This window comes from Campylobacter jejuni (assembly GCF_001457695.1).
Classification (GTDB): domain Bacteria; phylum Campylobacterota; class Campylobacteria; order Campylobacterales; family Campylobacteraceae; genus Campylobacter_D; species Campylobacter_D jejuni.
The window spans coordinates 1,569,151-1,588,717 of sequence record NZ_LN831025.1; the positions used below are offsets into that span (position 1 = coordinate 1,569,151).

A 19,567-nucleotide genomic window follows, 5' to 3' on the forward strand; every position below is an offset into this window, starting at 1 on the left:
TTTCAATAAAATTCCACAAGGATTTAAAATATTAAAAAATCATACCAAAGTATTGAAAATTAGATATTTGAGTTGATTTTATATTTGAAAAAATAAAATACTTTGCATAAAATTTACATCTTTGATTCTCTTCCGAGTAAAATTAACATTTTATGCAAATTATAAATAATACTAATTTCTTAAAGAATAATCCTTATAAGAAAATTCTCTTATCATTTGAAGTTCATTTTTTGCATTTAAAAGCATGAGATTTGGAAGTCTTATACCATTAAAAGTTGTGTTTTTCACAATGGTGTAATGAATTTGATCTAAAAAAACAATTTTATCGCCGATTTTAAGCTTTTTATCAAAGGCGTATTCTCCCATTACATCACCCGCTAAACAAGTATTTCCAGTAAGCAAATAGGAAAATTCGCTTTCTTTTAAGTCTGAAATTTTTTCATTTTCTCTTGTGGCTAAAATTCTAGCATTTAAAACTTCACTTGTATAAGGCATGATGATAGTATCTGGCATATGTGCTTCGCTTGAAGTATCTAAAATAGCAATTTGTTTTTCATTTTCTATGATATCTACTACACTAGCCACCAAATTTCCTGTTTGCCAACCCACCGCTTCGCCTGGTTCAAGATAAACTTGCACGCCATATTTATCACTGAAATTTTTACACAAAGCAATAAGCTTTTCAACATCATAGCCTTTTTTAGTGATGTGATGTCCTCCTCCAAAATTCACCCATTTCATTTGCCCTATCCATTTGCCAAATTTCTCTTCAAAAGCCTTTAAAACTGCTTCTAAAGCATCAGCACTTTCTTCACAAAGTGCGTGAAAATGAAGTCCTTCTATAGCATTTAAATCCACATTTTCAAAATCTTTAGCACGAATTCCAAGTCTTGAGTATCTTCCACAAGGATTGTAAAGTTCTTTTGGGGCTAGAGAAAATTCAACATTACAACGAAGACCTAAGGAATTTTTTTGTGTTTTAGCTTGAAATTTATGAAATTGGGCTAAAGAGTTAAACACTATATGATGAGATAAACTGGCTATTTCACCTATTTCATCTTCTTTAAAAGCAGGTGAATAAGTATGAATTTCTTTATCCATGTATTCTTTAGCAAATTTTGCTTCCCAAAGTCCGCTACAAGTACAACCTTTTAGGTATTCTCCAACAATTTTCATCGCTCCTGAAAAAGCAAAACCTTTTAAAGCTAAAAGCACTTTAGCACCACTTTTTTCACCAACACTTGCTAAAAGCTCACAATTTTTTCTTAATTTATCTTCTTCTAAAATATAAGCTGGAGTTTGAATTTTTTCATAAAACATTATTTTTCCTTGATTAAATTGCTAAAATCATAACAAAATTAAACCAAATTTTCAAAATAAATATTTACTAAAGTTAAAAAAATAATGACTATAATACAAAAAATCAAGCAAAAGGAAAAACTAATGAATAGAAGAAATTTTTTAAAATTTAATGCACTTACTCTAGCAAGTATGGGTGTAGCCTATGCAAATCCTATGCACGATATGCACTCCATGCATAAAAATCATTCTATAAATCATGACTTAGATACTTCTTTTATAAACTTTGCTCCAAAAAATTTAAAGCTTTTAGATCCAAAACAATTCCCCCAAGGAGAAATTTTAAAAGCCTTGCCTTTACTCAAAAATGAAAGTAAAGAAAAAAATATTTTTCATGCTACCCTAGAAATCAAAGAAAATCATATAGAGCTTATCAAAGGTAAAAAAACCTTATTTTATACTTACAATGGCCTCGTGCCTGCTCCAAAAATAGAAGTTTTTGAAGGAGATAAACTTGAAATTTTAGTCAAAAACAAACTCAAAGAAGCTACAACTATACATTGGCATGGCGTTCCTGTGCCACCTGATCAAGATGGAAGCCCACATGATCCTATCTTAGCAGGAGAAGAAAGAATATATCGTTTTGAAATTCCTCAAGATAGCGCAGGAACTTACTGGTATCATCCACATCCTCATTATACGGCTTCTAAACAAGTTTTTATGGGTTTAGCGGGGGCTTTTGTGATCAAAGCAAAAAAAGATGCTTTAAGTCATTTAAAAGAAAAAGATTTAATGATTAGCGATTTGCGTCTTGATGAAAACGCTCAAATTCCAAACAACAACCTAAATGATTGGCTAAATGGTAGAGAAGGAGAATTTGTACTCATCAATGGACAATTTAAACCTAAAATCAAACTCGCCACAAACGAACGCATACGCATTTATAATGCTACTGCAGCAAGATATTTAAATTTACGCATACAAGGAGCTAAGTTTATACTTGTTGGTACTGATGGCGGACTTATAGAAAAAACTATTTATAAAGAAGAACTTTTCTTAAGTCCTGCTTCTCGTGTAGAAGTTTTAATCGACGCTCCAAAAGATGGGAATTTTAAGCTAGAAAGTGCTTATTATGATAGGGATAAAATGATGGTAAAAGAAGAACCTAATACCCTATTTCTAGCCAATATTAACCTAAAAAAAGAAAATGTAGAACTTCCAAAAAATTTAAAAATTTTCAAACCTTCAGAAGAACCTAAGGAATTTAAAGAAATAATCATGAGTGAAGATCATATGCAAATGCATGGTATGATGGGAAAAAGTGAAGGCGAATTAAAAATCGCTCTTGCGTCTATGTTTTTAATCAATGGCAAAAGCTATGATTTAAAACGCATTGATTTAAGCTCCAAACTTGGAGTAGTTGAAGACTGGATAGTGATAAACAAATCTCACATGGATCATCCTTTCCATATACATGGCACGCAATTTGAACTCATCTCATCAAAACTCAATGGCAAAGTTCAAAAAGCCGAATTTAGAGCCTTAAGAGATACTATAAATGTGCGTCCTAATGAAGAGTTAAGACTTAGAATGAAACAAGATTTTAAAGGACTTAGAATGTATCATTGTCATATTTTAGAACATGAAGATTTAGGAATGATGGGAAATTTAGAAGTAAAGGAATAAAATGGTAAAAGTGGAATTTTTAGGCCCCATAAATAAAGAAAATTTAGAACTTGAGGTAAAAAATTTAAAAGAATTAAAAGAAATTTTGCAAAAAGATGAGAGTTTAAAAGAATGGCTAGAACTTTGTGCGGTATCTTTAAATGATGAAATCATTTTTGATGAAAACACTAAGTTAAAAACTGGTGATAAAATAGCACTTTTACCGCCAGTTTGCGGGGGTTAAATGGAACATTTTACACTCTATCAAGATTCTTTAGATATTCCTAAAATTTATAGCCAATGGTATGAATTTGCCAAGGATAAAAACTGCGGTGCTTTGCTGACTTTTTGTGGTATTGTGCGTGAAGAAGGAGGCATTGAGGCACTTAGTTTTGATATTTATGAACCGCTTTTAAAAAAATGGTTTAATGAGTGGCAAAAAAGAGTAGATTTTGATGGTATTACCTTGCTTTTTGCTCACTCTATAGGTGATGTAGCGGTTCATGAAAGCTCTTATTTTGCAGGAATTTTAAGCAAACAAAGAAAATTAGGACTTAAACTTCTTAATGAATTTGTTGAAGATTTTAAAGCAAGTGCACCCATTTGGAAGTATGATGTAATAAACAAAGAAAGAATTTATGCCAAAGAAAGATCAACCAAACTTTGCGGTGCAGGACTTTTAAAAGGATAAAAAATGTTAATGTCTTATGAAGAAAGTTTAAAAATTTTACATTCTCATATCAAAACCTATGAAAAGATTGAAAAAATAGCTCTTACAGAGTGTTTAGGACGCATTTTAGCTCAAGACATAAAAGCCCCTAAAAACCAACCTGAATTTCCAACTTCGGCTATGGATGGTTATGCGATCAAATTTGAAGATCAAGATAAGCCTTTAAAAATTTTAGGCCTCACACCTGCGGGCACTATGCCACAATTTAGCGTGCAAAATGGTACTTGTGTAAAAACCTTTACAGGCTCACTCATGAGCGAAGGAAGCGATACTTTAGTCCCTGTTGAAAATGTACGCGTAGAAAATGATACTCTTTTTATAGAAAAAAAAGTTCCTCAAGCTTTTGCCGTGCGTGCGGTAGGAGAAAACTATAAAAAAGATGAAATTTTACTCAAAAAAGGCACAAGGTTAAATTATAGCGAGATAGCTCTTTTAGCTGAACTTGGATTTTTTCACATTAGTGTGTTTATAAAGCCTATTGTAGGGGTTTTAAGTAGTGGAAGTGAGATCAAGGATCTAGGAGAAGCCTTGGAAAATCCTGCTCAAATCCGCTCTTCAAATCATATCGCCATAGCTAATTTAGCTAAAAATTTAAATTGCGATACAAGGGTTTTTCCTCTTTTAAAAGATGATGAGAAAGCCACTTTTTCCACCCTTGAAAGTGCTTTGCAAAGTTGTGATATTTTGGTTACAACGGGCGGGGTTTCTATGGGAGATTTTGACTTTTTAAAAAAAGCCATCAAAGAATACGAAATCATCATCGATAAAGCCGACATAAAACCAGGTAGACATATCAAAATAGCTAAGGCTAATGAAAAATTCATCATCGCCTTACCAGGTTTTCCTTACTCGGCTATGGTAATGTTTAATCTTTACGCAAGAGAGATTTTAAACTCTTGGTTACTTCAGCCTAAAGACTATATTTGCAAAGCCTTTTTACAAGGAAGTTACAAGAAAAAAACACCTTATTTGGAATTTGTCGCTTGTAACATAAAGTTTGAAAATGGACGCATTTTAGCCAATCTTGAAGGCAAAAAAGAAGGCTCTAGTGCGATTATAAACAATCTTAACAATAAAGCTGCCCTTATGGTGGTGCCAAAAGAATGTGAAATGTTAGAAAATGAAAGTTTAGTAGATATTATCTTTATGCCTTAAAATTATTTAAATAATTTTATTTCGATTTTAATCAACCCTAAATTTCAATAAGTTTCAAATTCGCAACCTCCTTTTAGTGGAGTAATTAGCCCTAGCGGAGTTTCAATCCACTAGGGTTTATTTTAGTCCCTTTTTAAATTTCTTTATGGTAAAATCTGCCATCTCATTTTCAAATAAAGCACTAAGTTTTAGTCCCTTTTTAAATTTCTTTATGGTAAAATAGATATTTACCAGATAATGAAAATTTCGGGGTTTTTTCATGAAAAATAGCAAAAATTATGCTATAATCTCATAAGAAATTTAAAAAGGGACTAAAATAAAGAGTTTGCGGGACTCTGCGGGGTTACAATCCCCTAAAACCGCTTTTAAAATTCAAATAAATTTTGCTGATGATATTTTTCTTGTTTTTTGTTTATTTGAATTTCTTCATTATTTGAATTTTTATATTTAAATTCTCCATGACTATCTATATCAAAAAGCGTTAAATTGGTTTCGTTATTAACTTTTTCGTTAAAAACTATGCCACCAAGCAAAAGCTCCATTTTATCAAATTGCTTTTCAGTGATGATTAAAGCCCTTACATTTCCATAAGGTGGCAAAATCTTTTTTACATTTTCAATAGAACTTTTTGCAGAACTTAAACCCTTGCAAATACGCATATAAACACTAAATTGCAGCATAAAATAACCTAATTTTATAAGATTATTTCTAAATTTACTTGCTAGTTTTTGCTCTTTTTTACTTTTAGTTGGCACATCAAACATCAAAAGCACACGCATAAATTTATCTTCAATCATCAAATTTCACTATCTTTAGTTCATCTTCATACAATAAAGCATTTTTAAAATTTGCCACATAATGATTTATCGCTCTGTTTAAAGGATAATTTTGCCCATCAAAATTGATTTTACTTTGTAAATTGCCAATCAACGCTCTTTTGTCATCTTTGCTTAAAAACTCACTTTCACCCTTAAGCTTTAAAACACAATCATCAACACTAGCCCTAAACACTTCTATCAAATCATCACAAAGCGCAAAAGAATTATAAATATTATCGTGCTTTATGCCAAGCCAAGGCAAAAGCCCACTTATGCAAACTGCTCTAATAATACAAGCCCTAATGATTGCATAGCCATAATTTAAAGCAGAATTTTCAAAGCAAAGCTCATCTCTTGAAAAAGAAGTACCAAACAAAGTTTTAAAATAAAGCGCCGCCGCAACAGCTTCAATATTTTTACTATCATTTAAGCTTACTTTTTTAGCCAAATTTATAAGCTCATTGCTTTGCTCTATTTTATTGTGTTTTTTTAAGATAAAGGCTTGATTTAGGATTTTATTTTTAATGATTTTTTGCCATAAAATAGCCTTTTTTTGAGCACTTACATTCATTTGCTCTTTTGCGATTTTTGCACTTTGAAAATGCCCTAAAAAAGGAGTAAAAACGCCATTTATACTATGAGTTTCATCGCAGGTTAGCAAGATGATTTTATGCCTTGCAAAGGCATTAAAAAGTGCGGAACTAAGGCTTGCTTGTAAGCTTTCTAAAACGATGATATTTATATCTTTTAAAAACAATTTGGCTATATTTTCATCTTGCTTAATCACAAGATGATTTAGCTCTAAATTTAGCTTGGCATTAGAGCTAATAAGCAGTGTTTTAAAAGCTTCATCGTAACTCATTTTTTAAAATCTTCTCTTTGTCTAAACTCAGCCTTTGTAACTTCCCCAAGTGCTGAAACTATGTATTTTTCAAATACTTTTAGATTTTGAATTCCTATGCTTTTTGCGATTACTTCTTTTTCATTTGCATTTTTAAACAATATTTTTTGATTTTTGCTTAGCGTTTCAAATTTATTATCGTGTTTTGAAACAATCAAACTAACAGTAGAGCTTGTAAAAGCATTATAATAAACAAATTCTGGCTCTTGCATATCTTTAGTTTGAATTAAAATCAAACTATCTTTGTATAAAGAAAAGCAAAACTCATAATTTTCATCCATTAAAATCCAGTCTTTTATCTCACCTTTTTTACTTCGTGCTACAGCTTTATTTGGTAATACTTTTAAAGCAAAATCCATAGTATAAATTGGCACAGCATAAAATTTATTTGTCTTTTTGTGTTTAAAAATATCCACTCTAAACATATCGCCATTTTTAACTATTTTACCATTTACTTTGCGGATTTTACCAAGCTCTAGGGCTTTTAAAACTCCTTCTTTTCCGCCGTATGATTGATAGAATTCTTCTTCTTTTCTAAATGTTTCTTCATGTAAGGCTCCGCTTGGCTTTTTTCTCTCAGGTTTTGAGACAAAAATTTCATCAATTTTATCTAAAACCTTTTGCCTAAAACCACTAAAAGGCTCAAAAAACTTCCTTTTGTTTTTATAATCTAATTCACTAATTTTTTTTGCATAAAGTTCTGCACTGTTGCTTTCTTGCTCTTTTTTAAAATCTGAAAAAGCCTTTACGATAGAGTTGTTTGCATAAGCAATAATTACTGCATCGATGGTGTGATGAAGATGGTTATTTCTATCCTTAGCGCTAAAGCCCCAAGTGTGTCTTAAAGCCGATGTAAGCATACCGCTTTTTGCTTCTACATGCACTTTTGAGCCTTTTTGTGTGTCGTTTAACTTTGTATTTTCATCATCGCTTAAAGGTAAAAAATCTAAATAATCTTTAGTGTAGTTTAAAACAAGCCTTGCTATGTAGCGAGTATCGTTTAGATTTCTATCTTTAAAGTTTTTTTGCTCTTTGTCTTTGTAATTTTTATCTAAAATTCTTTTTTGCTTTTTAGTAGGCAAATTTTTTGCTAAAACTTCAATTTTCTGCCATTTTGCACTATCATTGCCAAAGGCTTCAAAGGGGGTTTGATTAAGTTTTTCTTGATTTTGCTTGGTAAAAACTAAAACTTTATTCATATAAGAATCATCAAAACTTCTAGAATAAGGGTAAATGTGATCAATTTCAAGCATTTTTTCATCTTGCAAATCACTAATTTTAATCTTTTCTCCACTATAAGCACAAAATTCTTTTTGTTCTTTAAATAATCTTAATTTTAAAATATTTTTGCTATTTATTTTTAAGCCTAGTTTTTCACATTCAAGTTCGGCGTCTTTTTTGGCCTTGTAGTTTTCATTTTGCTCTTTTTCTATTTTAGCTCTTTGGCTGTAATTTTTACCTACTTCTCTTGCTAATTCAATGTTTATTTTATGCACTTTGCCGTATTTTTTAAGTAAAGCATTTAAGACCTTTCTGTATTCTTTAATCGCTCTTAAAACCACAGGATTAGTTACCTCATCTTTATAATAAGTTTCATTAAATGCGGGTAAAAAATCTTTTTTATCTTCATTGATTGCTACTTTTAAATTAAGCTCATTACAAGCTTCATCGTATTTTTTACCTTCAAGCATTAAAGGAGTGATAAGTTTTAAGGCTTTAAAACTTATATTTAAATGGTCTTTAAATTCCAATTTGCTTAAACTATCAATTTGATTTTGATTTAAATCATATTTTGCTAAAGCCTTTTTAAGCTTAATCTCATCTTTTATAAGGGTAATATCTTTTGCTATTTCATTTAAATCATCTTGGCTTAAACTATGATCACCTAGAGCTTTTATAAATTCTTTATATTTTTTAAACTCAATAAAATAAGTTCCTTTTTCCCCTTTAAATTCATAATCATCGCTTAAGCCTAAAAGCTTTTTTGTTTGTTTATAAGTTAGAGTGCCGTTTTTTAAAACTTCATTCAAAAGGGCGTTTAAATCATCTTTTGTATATAAAATTCCTTCAGTATTTTTAAGATTGTTTAAAAGATTGATAATTCTTGTAAGTGCTACAAACATAAAAGCTAAGGGCGAATTTTTTGGCGCTCTTTTTTCATCGGTAAAAAAACTACAATTTCCCACCAAATGAGAAAAATCTTTTAAAGCCCTTTTATAAAATGCTACACTAAGCACCTCTTCTTCAAATTTTTTTGAAAAAGAAAAGCCAAATTCTCTTTGTTTTTTAAAAATAAGCTTTAATTCATCTTTTAAAAAACTTTGCGCTATGCAGCGTTCATAACTTTCTTTTTTATTTCTAACATTTGTAAATTCTTTGGAATTTTCTTTGAATTTTTGAAAATACTCTTTATAAAGATACTCGCCCACACTTTGATAATTTGCTAGTTTTTCTTCATTTTGCTTGATAGCTTTTAAAATCGCACCTTTTTCTTTATCATCACTATTTTTAATATCATCATAGCCACGCCTTTTTGCAATATGTAAAATCACTCTTGCAAAATCTTGCTTACTTAAAAGCTCGTTTAAAGCTCTAAATCTTAACTCATAAGGGCTAATTAAAGATCCTTTATAAGCCTTGGCTAAACTTTCATCAAAGCTTTGATAATCTTCGTAATTTAACTTAAATTCATTTGCGATTAAATGTTTTAAGTGATTTAGCCTTGCTTTGCGTCTAGCAAGGCGTTTTCTAGCACTTCTTGCAAGGCGTCTTGGCAAGGCTAAGGATTCTCCTGTTTTGGGATTTTCAGCCTTTGTAAAAATCCTAACTCCACAATCTTTTAACTCATCATTTTCACTAAATGCCCAGCCAATAGAGCTTATTCCTATATCAAATGCCAAAATTCTTGCCACACTAGATCCTTTTTAATATTTATGATTTGTGTATAATTATAATACAAAAATCATTTTTTAAACAAACATAAACTTTTCAGTAACCAAACTATATATGTTAATTTTATAATACAAAAAACAAGTAATTTTTAAATAAAAAATATTTTTTATTTAAAAATTTAGATAAAATCCAATTTATTGTAAATTCAATAGACCCTATGCTAATTTTTATGATATACTCAAAAAAATACGATCCCATTTTTGTATTTTTCTTTCAAATATTATCTTGCTTATTTTTGCTTTTTATATCACAGGAACACCTATACCAAAAGCTCCAAGCAGAGAGTATACAAGCTTTTAAATGTTTTACTTGATAGTTATGCTTTTATCACAGCGACTTTTAAAAGTCAGCTTTCTGGAGTAGGACTTATTATCATGAGTGTGGCAGGTTTTGCTGCTTATATGAAACATATTAATGCTTCAGCAAAACTTGCTTTTTTAGCAAATAAACCCTTAGGAAAAATCAAAAATAAATACTTGATTTTAAGTGGAACTTTTGTTGTTGGAATGGCTTTAAAAATCGTCATTTCTAGCTATGCTGGATTGCTTTTGCTTTTGTTAGCATGTATTTATCCTGTTTTAATCTCACTTAAAATCCGTCCTATTACAACTGTATGTGCGCTTTCTTTAATTGCACTTGATTATGGTCCAAAAGATGGAAATTCAATCAATATGGCAGATATGGTAGGACAAAGTGATAATGTCGTAGGGCTTTTTTTAAATTACCAAATTTATAGTGTGATTGCCTATGTTGTAGTTATTGCCATCTTGATTCCTTTTTATTTTGCTTGGATTGATAAAAGAGATAAAGAAAAAGGTGTTTTAAATGATGAAGTTGAAATTCCGCAAATCATTGATCCTAAATGTCCTACTTTTTACATACTCTTTCCTTGGTTACCTGTTGTATTTTTATTTACAGCGTATTTTTTTACTATCAAGCTCGATGTTGTAACAGCAAATTTTGTAAGCATTTCTTTAGTTTTTCTTGTTGAATTTGCAAGACACAGAAATGCTAGAAAATTAGGCGAAGATATGATGGTGATTTTAAAAGACTATGGCTGAAATTTTTATCTTAGTCGTAAGCATAATCATCGCCGCTGGAGTATGTGCTAAAGGCATTAAAGCACTTGGTGGAGTTAATATCCTTACTAACGCGGTTTCAAATCTTGGAACAGGAAATTTTGCATGGTTTGGAATTCTTTTGAGTATAGCTATTTTAAGCTTTTTAGTTTATTTTGCCAATGCTATATTGAATAGGATTTGCATCAAAATTTAAAAGTATAAATATTGAAGAAAGTTTTTTGCAAGTTCTATCCAAATCTTTTGTGAAAAAATCAAACCCTCTATATTTACTATTAATTTGAAAAAGTATTAATATTTATAATTTTTTCATATTTAATATCAATTTAACTAAAAATTCATCACTTAATTTTGTATCACGAGGCAAAAAGTCTTTAATTTAAGTAAAATCAATCTATTTAAATTTCTTATCAAAATATTTAGTATCAACTGCTCTAACTAACTTTAAAGCAATTTCACTCATATGTTTTCTAGCTCTAAAAAATGAAAAAAGAGATGATCAAATTTTTAGAAGTTAAACTATAAAATGTGGATAAACTATATATTTTTTAATTTTTAAATATTATAATTACTTAACACCCCATAAAGAGCTTTAAGACATACGAATATATCCTAATAAACATCTACGTAAAATAGTATTTTTTCATCATTCTAACATATTTTTACATTTTTTTGTCCTTTAAGCATAAGCCAAACAATTAAAAATGAAACGAAATAAACAACTTGAAAAAGTAATTTATAATTATCTATGAGCATCTTTATAGGACTTTTTGTAAATATATAATAGTTATCAACCATCATAAAAATAAAGAAAATTAATATTATCAAAATTTCTATGCAAACATAAAATGCAAAAATAAGATAAAAAAGTTTTTCCTTTGTAATTTGAATCAAAATTTTAAAAAATAAAAAAGCAAAAATAATATAGCATAGACTTAATATTATGTTTAAACTTCCATATACAATTTGTTGATCTACCATAAAATCAGGAATAAAAAGAAGATGACTACCAAAAACACTTAAACCTTGCCATATGAAAAAATAAATAAAAAGTTTGTAATTTTTTATCTTTTTACAAAACAAAAACACACTAAGCAAAGCTAGGATTATGGCTGTGTAAAATAAAGTTTTTTTTGTGTAGTAAAACCTAAAATCTTCAAAGCTAATAACTTCTAATATAAACGAAAATGTTAAAACGAGCAAGTTTAAAATTATAAATGAAGCCATTGTGATTTTAATCCATTTTAAATCAAAATCAAAAACCTTTTTTTGTGCTTTTGCCAATCTTTCTTCTAAATTTGAAAGTTCTTGCTCATCAAATTCTTTAAATTTGACCCACGCTAAAATCCAAAAAACCAAACTTGCTAGCAAAAACACCAAGCCTATGCCGATAATCAAAGTAAGAAGCCCTAATAAAAGGTATTAAAAGCATAAGTGAAATACTTTTGCTTTGTTGTTCTAGCAATTTCATAGTAAAAAGCTTTCAAAAAAGGAAAAATTAAAGCCAAAATAGCAAAATGTAATACTAAAAATATAGCAATAGCCATAAAAATATTATCTTGATTAAAATAAAGCCCACCAAAAATGCCAGTTCTAGGCTTTAGCATTGCAAATAAAATACTTGTATTAACAAGAATACCAAAAAATCCAATCCCTACACTAATAAGGAAATTCTTAAACAAATTTTTAGCACCACCATAGATTTTTAAATCATAAAGCACAATAAAAAATAAAATCCAACTCGCAAGAACAAATAAAACTCCAAGATAAGGAATGATACCTAAAAACCCACAAATAATACTCGCTATTGCTTTTAAGCGAATTTCTTTTATCTTTTTTTGAAACAAAGCTTCATTTAAATTGTGCATTTTACCCTTTATTTAATACATTCGAACAAAAATATTTCGTTTTATCATCTTTGGCAATTTTTATCAAAACCGCCCACTTCCACACATTAACTCTAAAAATTTTATCTTTCTTATTTACATAAGAAAGATAAAATTTTAGTTTGTCTTTATGGGCTTTTATGGGCAAAATTACATACATTTTAGCACATAAATAATCATAATAATTTGTTTTCACTCTAAAACAATACCTTCATTAATGCAAATTTCGCCAATAATAAAGGCATCTGAATTTTCTAAAACCTTACTTACATTAGAAGGATCTACAACCATTACTAAACCCACTCCCATGTTAAAGCTTCTATACATTTCGCTTTCTTCTACAGCCTGTCCTATAGTATAAAAAATTTCAGGAGTTTTAAGATGATGTTTGCGTATAGTTGCACCCATACCACGAGGCAAAACGCGTGGTAAATTTTCTACTAAACCACCCCCTGTAATATGAGCTAGAGCACTAATATAAGGCTTTAATGTAAGAAAATCACGCACATAAATCCTTGTAGGCTCTAATAAAATATCAATTAAATTTTTACCCTCTATCTTGTCATCAAATTTTAATTTTAAACTTTCAAAAAGTACTTTTCTAGCTAAAGAATAACCATTTGAATGAAGTCCTGAACTAGGAAGTGCCAATAAAATATCACCATTTTTAACAAATTTACTTCTATCGATCTCATCTTCTTCAGCCATACCCACTGCAAAACCCGCAAGATCAAAATCATCTTTTGCATACATTCCAGGCATTTCAGCAGTTTCTCCGCCGATTAATGCACAATTTGCCATCTTACATCCCTTGGCAATGCCTGATACAACAGCCTTTGCTACTTCTACTTCGAGCTTGGCTGTAGCATAATAATCTAGGAAAAACAAAGGCGTAGCAAAATTACAAATCAAATCATTCACACACATTGCTACTAAATCTTGCCCTATAGTATCATATTTTTTAGCATCAATTGCCAAGCGAAGCTTGGTACCAACACCATCTGTTGCACCTAAAATCACAGGCTTTTTAAAACCACTTGGCATTCTAAAAGCACCAGCAAAAGAACCAATTCCGCCTACAACATTATCATTAAAAGTTTCTTTAACCAAAGGTTTTATAGCCTCTACAAAGGCATTTCCATTATCTATACTTACGCCTGCATCTTCATATGAAATTTTCATTTATTTTCCTTTAAGAACTAAAAAGGTATTTTAACGAAAAAAGTTTTAATAAGGCATAAGATGAAAAATGCTTTTTTTGTAACCGCTTCAATTGCTTGTGGTAAAAGCACTTTTATAGAAATAGCGAATTCTTTAGGCTTTAAAAGCATTAGCGCAGACAAAATCGCTCATAAAATTTTAGATGAAAATGCTTTAGAACTTGAAAAGATTTTTTCTCCCTTTAACTTAAAAAATTTACTCACAAAAGAAAAGAAAATCGATAGAAAAATCCTTAGAGAAATTGTTTTTAACAACAAAGAAGCTAAAAAAACCTTAGAAAATTTCACTCATCCTAAAATTCGAGCTAAAATTTTAGAACAAATGCAAATTCTAGATAAAGAAAATAAAGCTTTTTTTGTAGAAATTCCTCTTTTTTTTGAAAGCGGTGCTTATGAAAATTTAGGCAAAGTCATTGTAATTTACACACCTAAAGAATTAAGCCTTAAAAGAATCATGCAAAGAGATAAGCTCAGCTTAGAAGCTGCAAAAGTGAGACTTGATTCTCAAATAGATATTGAAGAAAAACTTAAAAAAGCAGATTTTATCATTAAAAATACTAATTCTTATGTCGATTTTAGGCAAGAATGTGTTAAAGTAATACAAGAAATTTCTAAAGGAAAAATGTGAAATTTTATAAATATTGTGCAAGTGGGAATGATTTTGTCATAACAAATGCTGATAGAAAAGAAGATAGAAGTGCTTTAGCTAAAGAACTTTGCAATCGTTATGAGGGCATAGGTGGGGATGGCTTTATCGTGATATTGCCTCATGAAAAATACGACTTTGAATGGGAATTTTATAATAACGATGGCTCAAGGGCTGCTATGTGTGGCAATGGCTCAAGGGCTGCGGCACATTTTGCACATCATATTAACAAAATAAATCCTAACATGAGTTTTTTAACCGGTGCAGGAATAATAAAAGCAAAGGTAAATCAAGATAAAGTTGAAGTATCTTTAGGCAAAATAAAAAGCGTGCAAAATACTTTTGAAGAATTAGGAAAAACTTGGCAACTTTGCGACACTGGAGTTCCACATCTAGTGCATTTTTGTCAAAATTTAGATGAATTTGATACAATACTTTGTCAAAAAATGAGACAAAAATATAATGCCAATGTTAATTTTGTAAAAATTTTAGATGAAAATCATTTAAAAGTTCGTACCTATGAACGCGGAGTTGAAGATGAAACCTTAGCTTGTGGCACAGGAATGGGGGCTTGTTTTTATCTGGCATTTTTAAATAAAAAAGTACAAAATAAAGTTAAAATAACTCCTAAAAGTGGTGAAGAGGTTGGGTTTACATATAAAAATGAAGAATTGTTTTTTGAAGGAAAGGTAAAGTATTGTTTTGAAGCCAATTATAATTTTTCTTAGTCTTTTTCTAATCCCACTTTTTGCTGATGATCTAAAAAATGGCTTTGGAGAGGAATATTACAAACTTGATATAGATCAAAAAAGACAAATTTTTTTTATAAAAATGAATGAAATGTTTGATCAAAGCTTTAAAAAAATTGAACAAGAAAGAGCTTTTATCGAAGCCTTTTTTAAAGATGCTTACAAAACAGGCTTTAGGACTTCAAATCAAACAAATCTTGAAAAACTTATCACGATAAAAAACAAATATCGCATTGAAAATCTTTATGATTTTGCAGAATATAAAAAACGTATTCAAAAAATTCCAAAATCCATGGGTATAGCCCAAGCTTTAGTTGAAAGTGCTACAGGTACAAGTCGCTTCGCAAGAGAAGCAAATAATCTTTTTGGAGAATGGACTTGGGGTGAGAAAGGTTTAATTCCTGATTTAAGACATCCAGATAAAAAACATAAAATTAAGATTTTTGATAGTCTGCAAGATAGTGTTTACTCTTATGTTTTAAATTTAAATCGTCATTTTGCTTATGAAAAGTTTCGCGATGCAAGAGCTAAATTTGCAAGCGAAGGCAAAGAGATAACAGGACTAGAGGCTATTAAAACTTTAGATTCTTATTCTGAACGCAAGGGATATTATATCAATCTTATTACAAAAATCATCAAACGATACAACCTTGAAAAATACGATACAAACTCAAACAACACCTAAAATCCAAGTGAAAATTTATCAAAAGATATGACTTCAAATTTAACCCCTTGCTCAAAAAAACTATCCTCGCTTGAAAGAGTGATAAAAATCACATGAAAAATTCCAAGTTCTAAAGCCTTTGGTAAAATTTTCTTAGCACGTAATTTAATCAAATCAATATCTAAAGTTGGACTTGAAATATAAGCAATTTTAGATATTTGGCTATAAAAGTTAAAGTATTTGTTATAAAAAAATTCTTCTTTAAATTTAAACAACTCGCTTAAAACTAAATTTTCAAATAAATGTGAAAAATCCTTTGAAATACAAAGATTATTTCTTAGGCCAAAATCTTTAAAATAAATCTTTTGAAGTTTTTTTTCATCATGTTTTAAGGTATAAATCACATAAGTATTTTCTAATTTTTTGATAGCTTGATAAACACTATCTTTTGAAGTTTTTAATCTTTTTTTGAGTTCTATAAATATCTTAGAAATACTGATTTGCTGACCCAAATTTAAAGCTAAATACTTTAAAATTTCTAATTCTAAAAGAGTAAAGCTTTGTCTTAGAAGTATGTTTTTTTCTCCAAATTTACTGCGTCCACTTTGCAAAAAAAGACCTACTAAATTATTTATAGGTAAATTTTTCTTACTTACACTAATAAATTCTTCAAAATCAAAATAATCAAGTTCAAGCTCTTCAAACCCATTTACATTTAAATCTTTTATATTTGTACTTAAGATGATGGGAATGTTAATTTTTTCTAAATTAGGGATAAAATCCAAATTATAAAGGCAAAGAATTTTAATTTGTAAATTTTCATTCAGAAAATCAGCAAGTCTTTCTAAACTTTGTTTTTCAAAGCGTGTATCATATAAATCTAAAAACAAAATTTCACTTGCTTTAAATTGAGATAAAAAATTAAAAATAAGTGTTTTTTTACCACAAAATCGTGGGCCTTTTATGATAATATTTGGTTTTGAAATTTGATTTTTTCTTTCATAACTTACTTCAAATTTAGGGTGGTTTTCATAAAAAAAATTAAGTACTTTCAATTTTATCCTTTAAAAAAGGATATTATAACCTAGTTTGTATAATTGGGGCATAAAGCCCCTTAAATTACATTTTGCAAGCACCTTGTAAAGTAGCGCCTATCATCCAAAGACTTTTTTCATATTTTGCGATATTTTCTTGTGCAAAAGCAGCTGTTGTAGTATCACTTTCTTTTTCTGCTGCTTCATTGAGTTTTTTAAATTCTGCTAAAAGATATTCATAATCTTGTTTGATCAGTTCTATGACTTCAAGCGGAGTAAAGCAATCTTTTGCAACTTTTGGACTTTTTGCATTTTCCATTAAAACTTTTTGGCAAGTGATAGCTTTTTCGCCAAGTTGTAAAACTCTTTCAGCACAACTATCAAAAAGTTCTGCCATTTCTTCATAAGCTTTTTCTGTGTACTCGTGTATAGAAAAAAATTGCAAACCTTTTACATTCCAGTGATAATTATGAAATTTAACCCATAAATGATGAGCATCTGCTTGCATTTGTAATAATTGTTTTGTAACTGACATGATTGACTCCTTTTTTTTAATTTTTAAAATTATAACATAAAATTCTTAAATAATAATTATTATTATTAATTAAAAATTTTTATTATAATTTTAACTTAAAATCATTATACTCTTTTTTAATGAATTTTGATTAAGAATTTAATATATTTTTTAAGATCAACTTTCCAACTTCCACACCAGGTTGATCATAAGTGTTAATCCCTAGCATAACACCGCAAGTTGAAGTAAAAAGTTCATAATAATACATCAAATATCCCGCATGCCAAGCGTCAAGTTTTTCAAGTTCTATCACATCAACACTCAAATTTTCAGCGATTAAAGCGTGCATAGTTGCATCACATTGAGCGTTTAAAAGTTCGTGAAGATTGACTTTATTACTTAAAGAATCTAAAAATTTAAAATGAATATCAGGGATAATAGGCGCTTTTTGAGCGTCTTTGATTTTTAAAAAAGTTACAGTTTTATTTTTAGGTCCATCCATGATGAGTTGTAAAAAACTATGTTGATCTCTTGCGCCAATGAGTGCAATAGGAGTTAAACCTATGCGTTTATAGCCTTGCTTTTTACCTAAACTTTCAGCAATAAGCTGGATATACCATTCATTAAAGCCTTTAAAAGCATCGCTATATGAAAAAAGTACATTGATATTGGCATTTTTGTGTGTACAATAATGATAGGCTTTTTGTAAAATTTCATCTTTTTTGTGAGTAAAAAAATCTTCAAAACAAGCTTTAGCTCCTTCTAAAAGAGCTTTGGCATTATAGCCACAAAAACAAAGCGGAACTATACCTACGGCTGAAAGTATGCTAAAACGACCTCCTACATTTGCAGGGATAAAAAAGCATTTAATACCTAAATTTTCACCTTCTTGATGAAGTTTTGAATCCTTATCGGTAATAAAAACAAAGTATTTTTTTAATTCTTGCATATCAAGTTTAAAATGTTCAATAAGAAGTTTAAAAAGCGATACAACTTCTATAGTACTACCTGTTTTGCTGATGATTAAAAACAAACTTTCCTCAAGCTTGATTTTTTCTAAAGTCTTATTAAAAGAATGTGAACTTGTGTTATCGAGTATAAAAAGTTCTCTTTGGTTGCTTTTTTCATTAAAAAGCATATCACGCAAGGCTTTTACACCACAACTTGAACCACCCATTCCCACTAAAACGATATTTTTTATGTGTTCTTTGTCTTTGATAAAAGCCAAACTCTCATCAATTAAATTCAAACTTGTATCAATAAGATGATAATACCCTATATCTCCACTTTTTACCTCATCATTAATACGATTTGCATAAGAACTTATAGTGTGAATTTCACTTTGCTTAAAAAAAAGTGTATTGTTTAACATTTACTTTTCTCGTAAAAATAATTTGTCGCTTCTACAAAGCCTTCTACACTTCCACAATCAAAGCGTTTTCCTTGAAATTTATAAGCTAAAACCATACCATTGGTTGCTTGAGTTAAAAGCGCGTCGGTAAGTTGAATTTCGCCATTTTTTCCTGCTTTAGTATTTTCTAAAATTCCAAAAATATCAGGAGTTAAAATATATCTTCCTATGATAGCAAGATTACTTGGAGCTTCATCAGGACTTGGTTTTTCTATCATAGAATTAACCATAATAAGATTTTCTTCTACAAAATTTCCAGAAATTACTCCATAGTTTGAAACTTGTTCTTTTGGTACTTCCATCACAGCTATGATGGTGCAGCGATATTTTTCATAAATTTTTACCATTTGAGCCATAACATTTAAGCCTTCTTCATTAACACACAAATCATCAGCCAAAATTACGCCAAAAGCTTCATCGCCAACTAAAGGCTTACCTTTTAAAACCGCATCACCTAAGCCTTTCATTTGATTTTGTCTTGTAAAAGTAAAGGTGCAACGATTGATCAAAGAGCGAATTTCATCAAGTAAGTATTCTTTTTTTGTACCTGAAATTTGATGCTCAAGTTCATAAGAAATATCAAAATAATCCTCCAAAGCTCTTTTTCCACGCCCTGTGACAAAGCCCATATTTTCCATTCCTGCTTCCAAAGCTTCATCAACCCCATAATGGATCAAAGGTTTGGTTAAGATAGGTAACATCTCTTTAGGTAAAGTTTTTGTTGCAGGTAAAAATCTTGTCCCATAACCTGCCGCAGGGAAAATACAAGTTTGAAGCATAAAAATTTCCTTTTATTTTTTTATCATTATAGCTTATTTTTATGAATTTTTATGAACAAGGCAAA

At 29.6% G+C, this 19,567-nt stretch carries 16 protein-coding genes and 2 pseudogenes; 8 read left to right on the forward strand and 10 right to left on the reverse strand.

Features of this window, described 5'->3' with window-relative positions:
* Nucleotides 1-171: 171 nt before the first annotated feature.
* Entirely contained in the window at nucleotides 172-1,320 is a 1,149-nt protein-coding gene (gene nspC / locus AT682_RS07945) for a carboxynorspermidine decarboxylase (RefSeq protein ID WP_002860691.1), read from the reverse strand.
* Nucleotides 1,321-1,443: 123 nt separating this feature from the next.
* On the opposite strand from nspC, the gene cueO reads away from it, so the two are divergent.
* The 4 genes from cueO to AT682_RS07965 are packed head-to-tail and all read left to right on the forward strand — an operon-like array spanning nucleotide 1,444 to nucleotide 4,849.
* Nucleotides 1,444-2,985, forward strand: a complete 1,542-nt coding sequence (gene cueO / locus AT682_RS07950; protein ID WP_004307101.1) for a multicopper oxidase CueO — start codon at nucleotides 1,444-1,446, stop codon at nucleotides 2,983-2,985.
* 1 nt (nucleotide 2,986) lies between these two features.
* Nucleotides 2,987-3,208, forward strand: a complete 222-nt coding sequence (gene moaD / locus AT682_RS07955; protein ID WP_002851547.1) for a MoaD/ThiS family protein — start codon at nucleotides 2,987-2,989, stop codon at nucleotides 3,206-3,208.
* Entirely contained in the window at nucleotides 3,209-3,655 is a 447-nt protein-coding gene (gene moaE / locus AT682_RS07960) for a molybdopterin synthase catalytic subunit (RefSeq protein ID WP_004307103.1), read from the forward strand.
* Between the two features lie 3 nt (nucleotides 3,656-3,658).
* On the forward strand, nucleotides 3,659-4,849 hold the full coding sequence (locus AT682_RS07965; protein WP_004307105.1) for a molybdopterin molybdotransferase MoeA: 1,191 nt from the start codon (nucleotides 3,659-3,661) through the stop codon (nucleotides 4,847-4,849).
* 365 nt (nucleotides 4,850-5,214) lie between these two features.
* Here the strand turns inward: AT682_RS07965 and cas2 are convergent, their stop codons facing one another.
* Genes cas2 through cas9 form a run of 3 tightly spaced genes read right to left on the reverse strand, consistent with a single transcriptional unit; the run spans nucleotide 5,215 to nucleotide 9,480 of the window.
* Nucleotides 5,215-5,646 (reverse strand): CRISPR-associated endonuclease Cas2, encoded by a 432-nt coding sequence (cas2, locus tag AT682_RS07970; protein WP_002797817.1) that lies wholly within the window; start codon nucleotides 5,644-5,646, stop codon nucleotides 5,215-5,217.
* On the reverse strand, nucleotides 5,639-6,529 hold the full coding sequence (gene cas1, locus AT682_RS07975; protein WP_002883591.1) for a type II CRISPR-associated endonuclease Cas1: 891 nt from the start codon (nucleotides 6,527-6,529) through the stop codon (nucleotides 5,639-5,641). Before cas1 ends, cas2 begins: the two co-directional genes overlap by 8 nt.
* Nucleotides 6,526-9,480 carry a type II CRISPR RNA-guided endonuclease Cas9 gene (cas9, locus tag AT682_RS07980; protein WP_002883590.1) on the reverse strand — a complete coding sequence of 985 codons (2,955 nt, stop codon included), beginning with the start codon at nucleotides 9,478-9,480 and terminating at the stop codon, nucleotides 6,526-6,528. Before cas9 ends, cas1 begins: the two co-directional genes overlap by 4 nt.
* Nucleotides 9,481-9,652: 172 nt before the next feature.
* On the opposite strand from cas9, the pseudogene dcuC reads away from it, so the two are divergent.
* Nucleotides 9,653-10,771, forward strand: a pseudogene (dcuC, locus tag AT682_RS07985) (C4-dicarboxylate transporter DcuC); the annotation flags it as partial.
* Between the two features lie 1,048 nt (nucleotides 10,772-11,819).
* On the opposite strand, the pseudogene AT682_RS10075 reads toward dcuC, so the two are convergent.
* A pseudogene (locus tag AT682_RS10075) lies at nucleotides 11,820-12,107 on the reverse strand (hypothetical protein); the annotation flags it as partial.
* A 570-nt stretch (nucleotides 12,108-12,677) separates the two neighbouring features.
* Nucleotides 12,678-13,667: a phosphoribosylformylglycinamidine cyclo-ligase gene (gene purM, locus AT682_RS08010; RefSeq protein WP_002855427.1), complete on the reverse strand. Its 990-nt coding sequence runs from the start codon at nucleotides 13,665-13,667 to the stop codon at nucleotides 12,678-12,680.
* Between the two features lie 60 nt (nucleotides 13,668-13,727).
* Between purM and coaE the strand changes: the two genes are divergently transcribed.
* Genes coaE through AT682_RS08025 form a run of 3 tightly spaced genes read left to right on the forward strand, consistent with a single transcriptional unit; the run spans nucleotide 13,728 to nucleotide 15,785 of the window.
* Nucleotides 13,728-14,333, forward strand: a complete 606-nt coding sequence (coaE, locus tag AT682_RS08015; RefSeq protein WP_002882718.1) for a dephospho-CoA kinase — start codon at nucleotides 13,728-13,730, stop codon at nucleotides 14,331-14,333.
* Nucleotides 14,330-15,079 carry a diaminopimelate epimerase gene (gene dapF / locus AT682_RS08020; RefSeq protein ID WP_002867218.1) on the forward strand — a complete coding sequence of 250 codons (750 nt, stop codon included), beginning with the start codon at nucleotides 14,330-14,332 and terminating at the stop codon, nucleotides 15,077-15,079. Before coaE ends, dapF begins: the two co-directional genes overlap by 4 nt.
* Complete coding sequence (locus AT682_RS08025) at nucleotides 15,054-15,785, forward strand: glucosaminidase domain-containing protein (protein ID WP_002855377.1); 732 nt, start codon at nucleotides 15,054-15,056, stop codon at nucleotides 15,783-15,785. The genes dapF and AT682_RS08025 overlap by 26 nt, the downstream gene beginning before the upstream one ends.
* Here the strand turns inward: AT682_RS08025 and AT682_RS08030 are convergent.
* The 4 genes from AT682_RS08030 to galU form a co-directional block, all read right to left on the reverse strand.
* Nucleotides 15,782-16,819, reverse strand: coding sequence for an ATP-binding protein (locus AT682_RS08030; RefSeq protein ID WP_002855524.1), 1,038 nt, complete (start codon nucleotides 16,817-16,819; stop codon nucleotides 15,782-15,784). The two genes, AT682_RS08025 and AT682_RS08030, sit on opposite strands and share 4 nt — an antisense overlap.
* 64 nt (nucleotides 16,820-16,883) lie before the next feature.
* Complete coding sequence (locus AT682_RS08035) at nucleotides 16,884-17,333, reverse strand: Dps family protein (RefSeq protein WP_002851546.1); 450 nt, start codon at nucleotides 17,331-17,333, stop codon at nucleotides 16,884-16,886.
* 130 nt (nucleotides 17,334-17,463) lie between these two features.
* A complete protein-coding gene (gene pgi / locus AT682_RS08040; RefSeq protein ID WP_002882418.1) occupies nucleotides 17,464-18,684 on the reverse strand; it encodes a glucose-6-phosphate isomerase in 1,221 nt (406 codons plus the stop codon).
* Nucleotides 18,678-19,502 (reverse strand): UTP--glucose-1-phosphate uridylyltransferase GalU, encoded by an 825-nt coding sequence (galU, locus tag AT682_RS08045; protein WP_002871129.1) that lies wholly within the window; start codon nucleotides 19,500-19,502, stop codon nucleotides 18,678-18,680. Before galU ends, pgi begins: the two co-directional genes overlap by 7 nt.
* Nucleotides 19,503-19,567 lie beyond the last annotated feature (65 nt).

Excerpts from the sequence above, each read along its gene's own strand:
- nspC (WP_002860691.1), bottom strand. The coding sequence starts at position 1,320 with ATGTTTTATGAAAAAATTCAAACTCCAGCTTATATTTTAGAAGAAGAT.
- cueO (WP_004307101.1), top strand. The coding sequence starts at position 1,444 with ATGAATAGAAGAAATTTTTTAAAATTTAATGCACTTACTCTAGCAAGT.
- moaD (WP_002851547.1), top strand. The coding sequence starts at position 2,987 with ATGGTAAAAGTGGAATTTTTAGGCCCCATAAATAAAGAAAATTTAGAA.
- moaE (WP_004307103.1), top strand. The coding sequence starts at position 3,209 with ATGGAACATTTTACACTCTATCAAGATTCTTTAGATATTCCTAAAATT.
- AT682_RS07965 (WP_004307105.1), top strand. The coding sequence starts at position 3,659 with ATGTTAATGTCTTATGAAGAAAGTTTAAAAATTTTACATTCTCATATC.
- cas2 (WP_002797817.1), bottom strand. The coding sequence starts at position 5,646 with ATGATTGAAGATAAATTTATGCGTGTGCTTTTGATGTTTGATGTGCCA.
- cas1 (WP_002883591.1), bottom strand. The coding sequence starts at position 6,529 with ATGAGTTACGATGAAGCTTTTAAAACACTGCTTATTAGCTCTAATGCC.
- purM (WP_002855427.1), bottom strand. The coding sequence starts at position 13,667 with ATGAAAATTTCATATGAAGATGCAGGCGTAAGTATAGATAATGGAAAT.
- coaE (WP_002882718.1), top strand. The coding sequence starts at position 13,728 with ATGAAAAATGCTTTTTTTGTAACCGCTTCAATTGCTTGTGGTAAAAGC.
- AT682_RS08035 (WP_002851546.1), bottom strand. The coding sequence starts at position 17,333 with ATGTCAGTTACAAAACAATTATTACAAATGCAAGCAGATGCTCATCAT.
- pgi (WP_002882418.1), bottom strand. The coding sequence starts at position 18,684 with ATGTTAAACAATACACTTTTTTTTAAGCAAAGTGAAATTCACACTATA.
- galU (WP_002871129.1), bottom strand. The coding sequence starts at position 19,502 with ATGCTTCAAACTTGTATTTTCCCTGCGGCAGGTTATGGGACAAGATTT.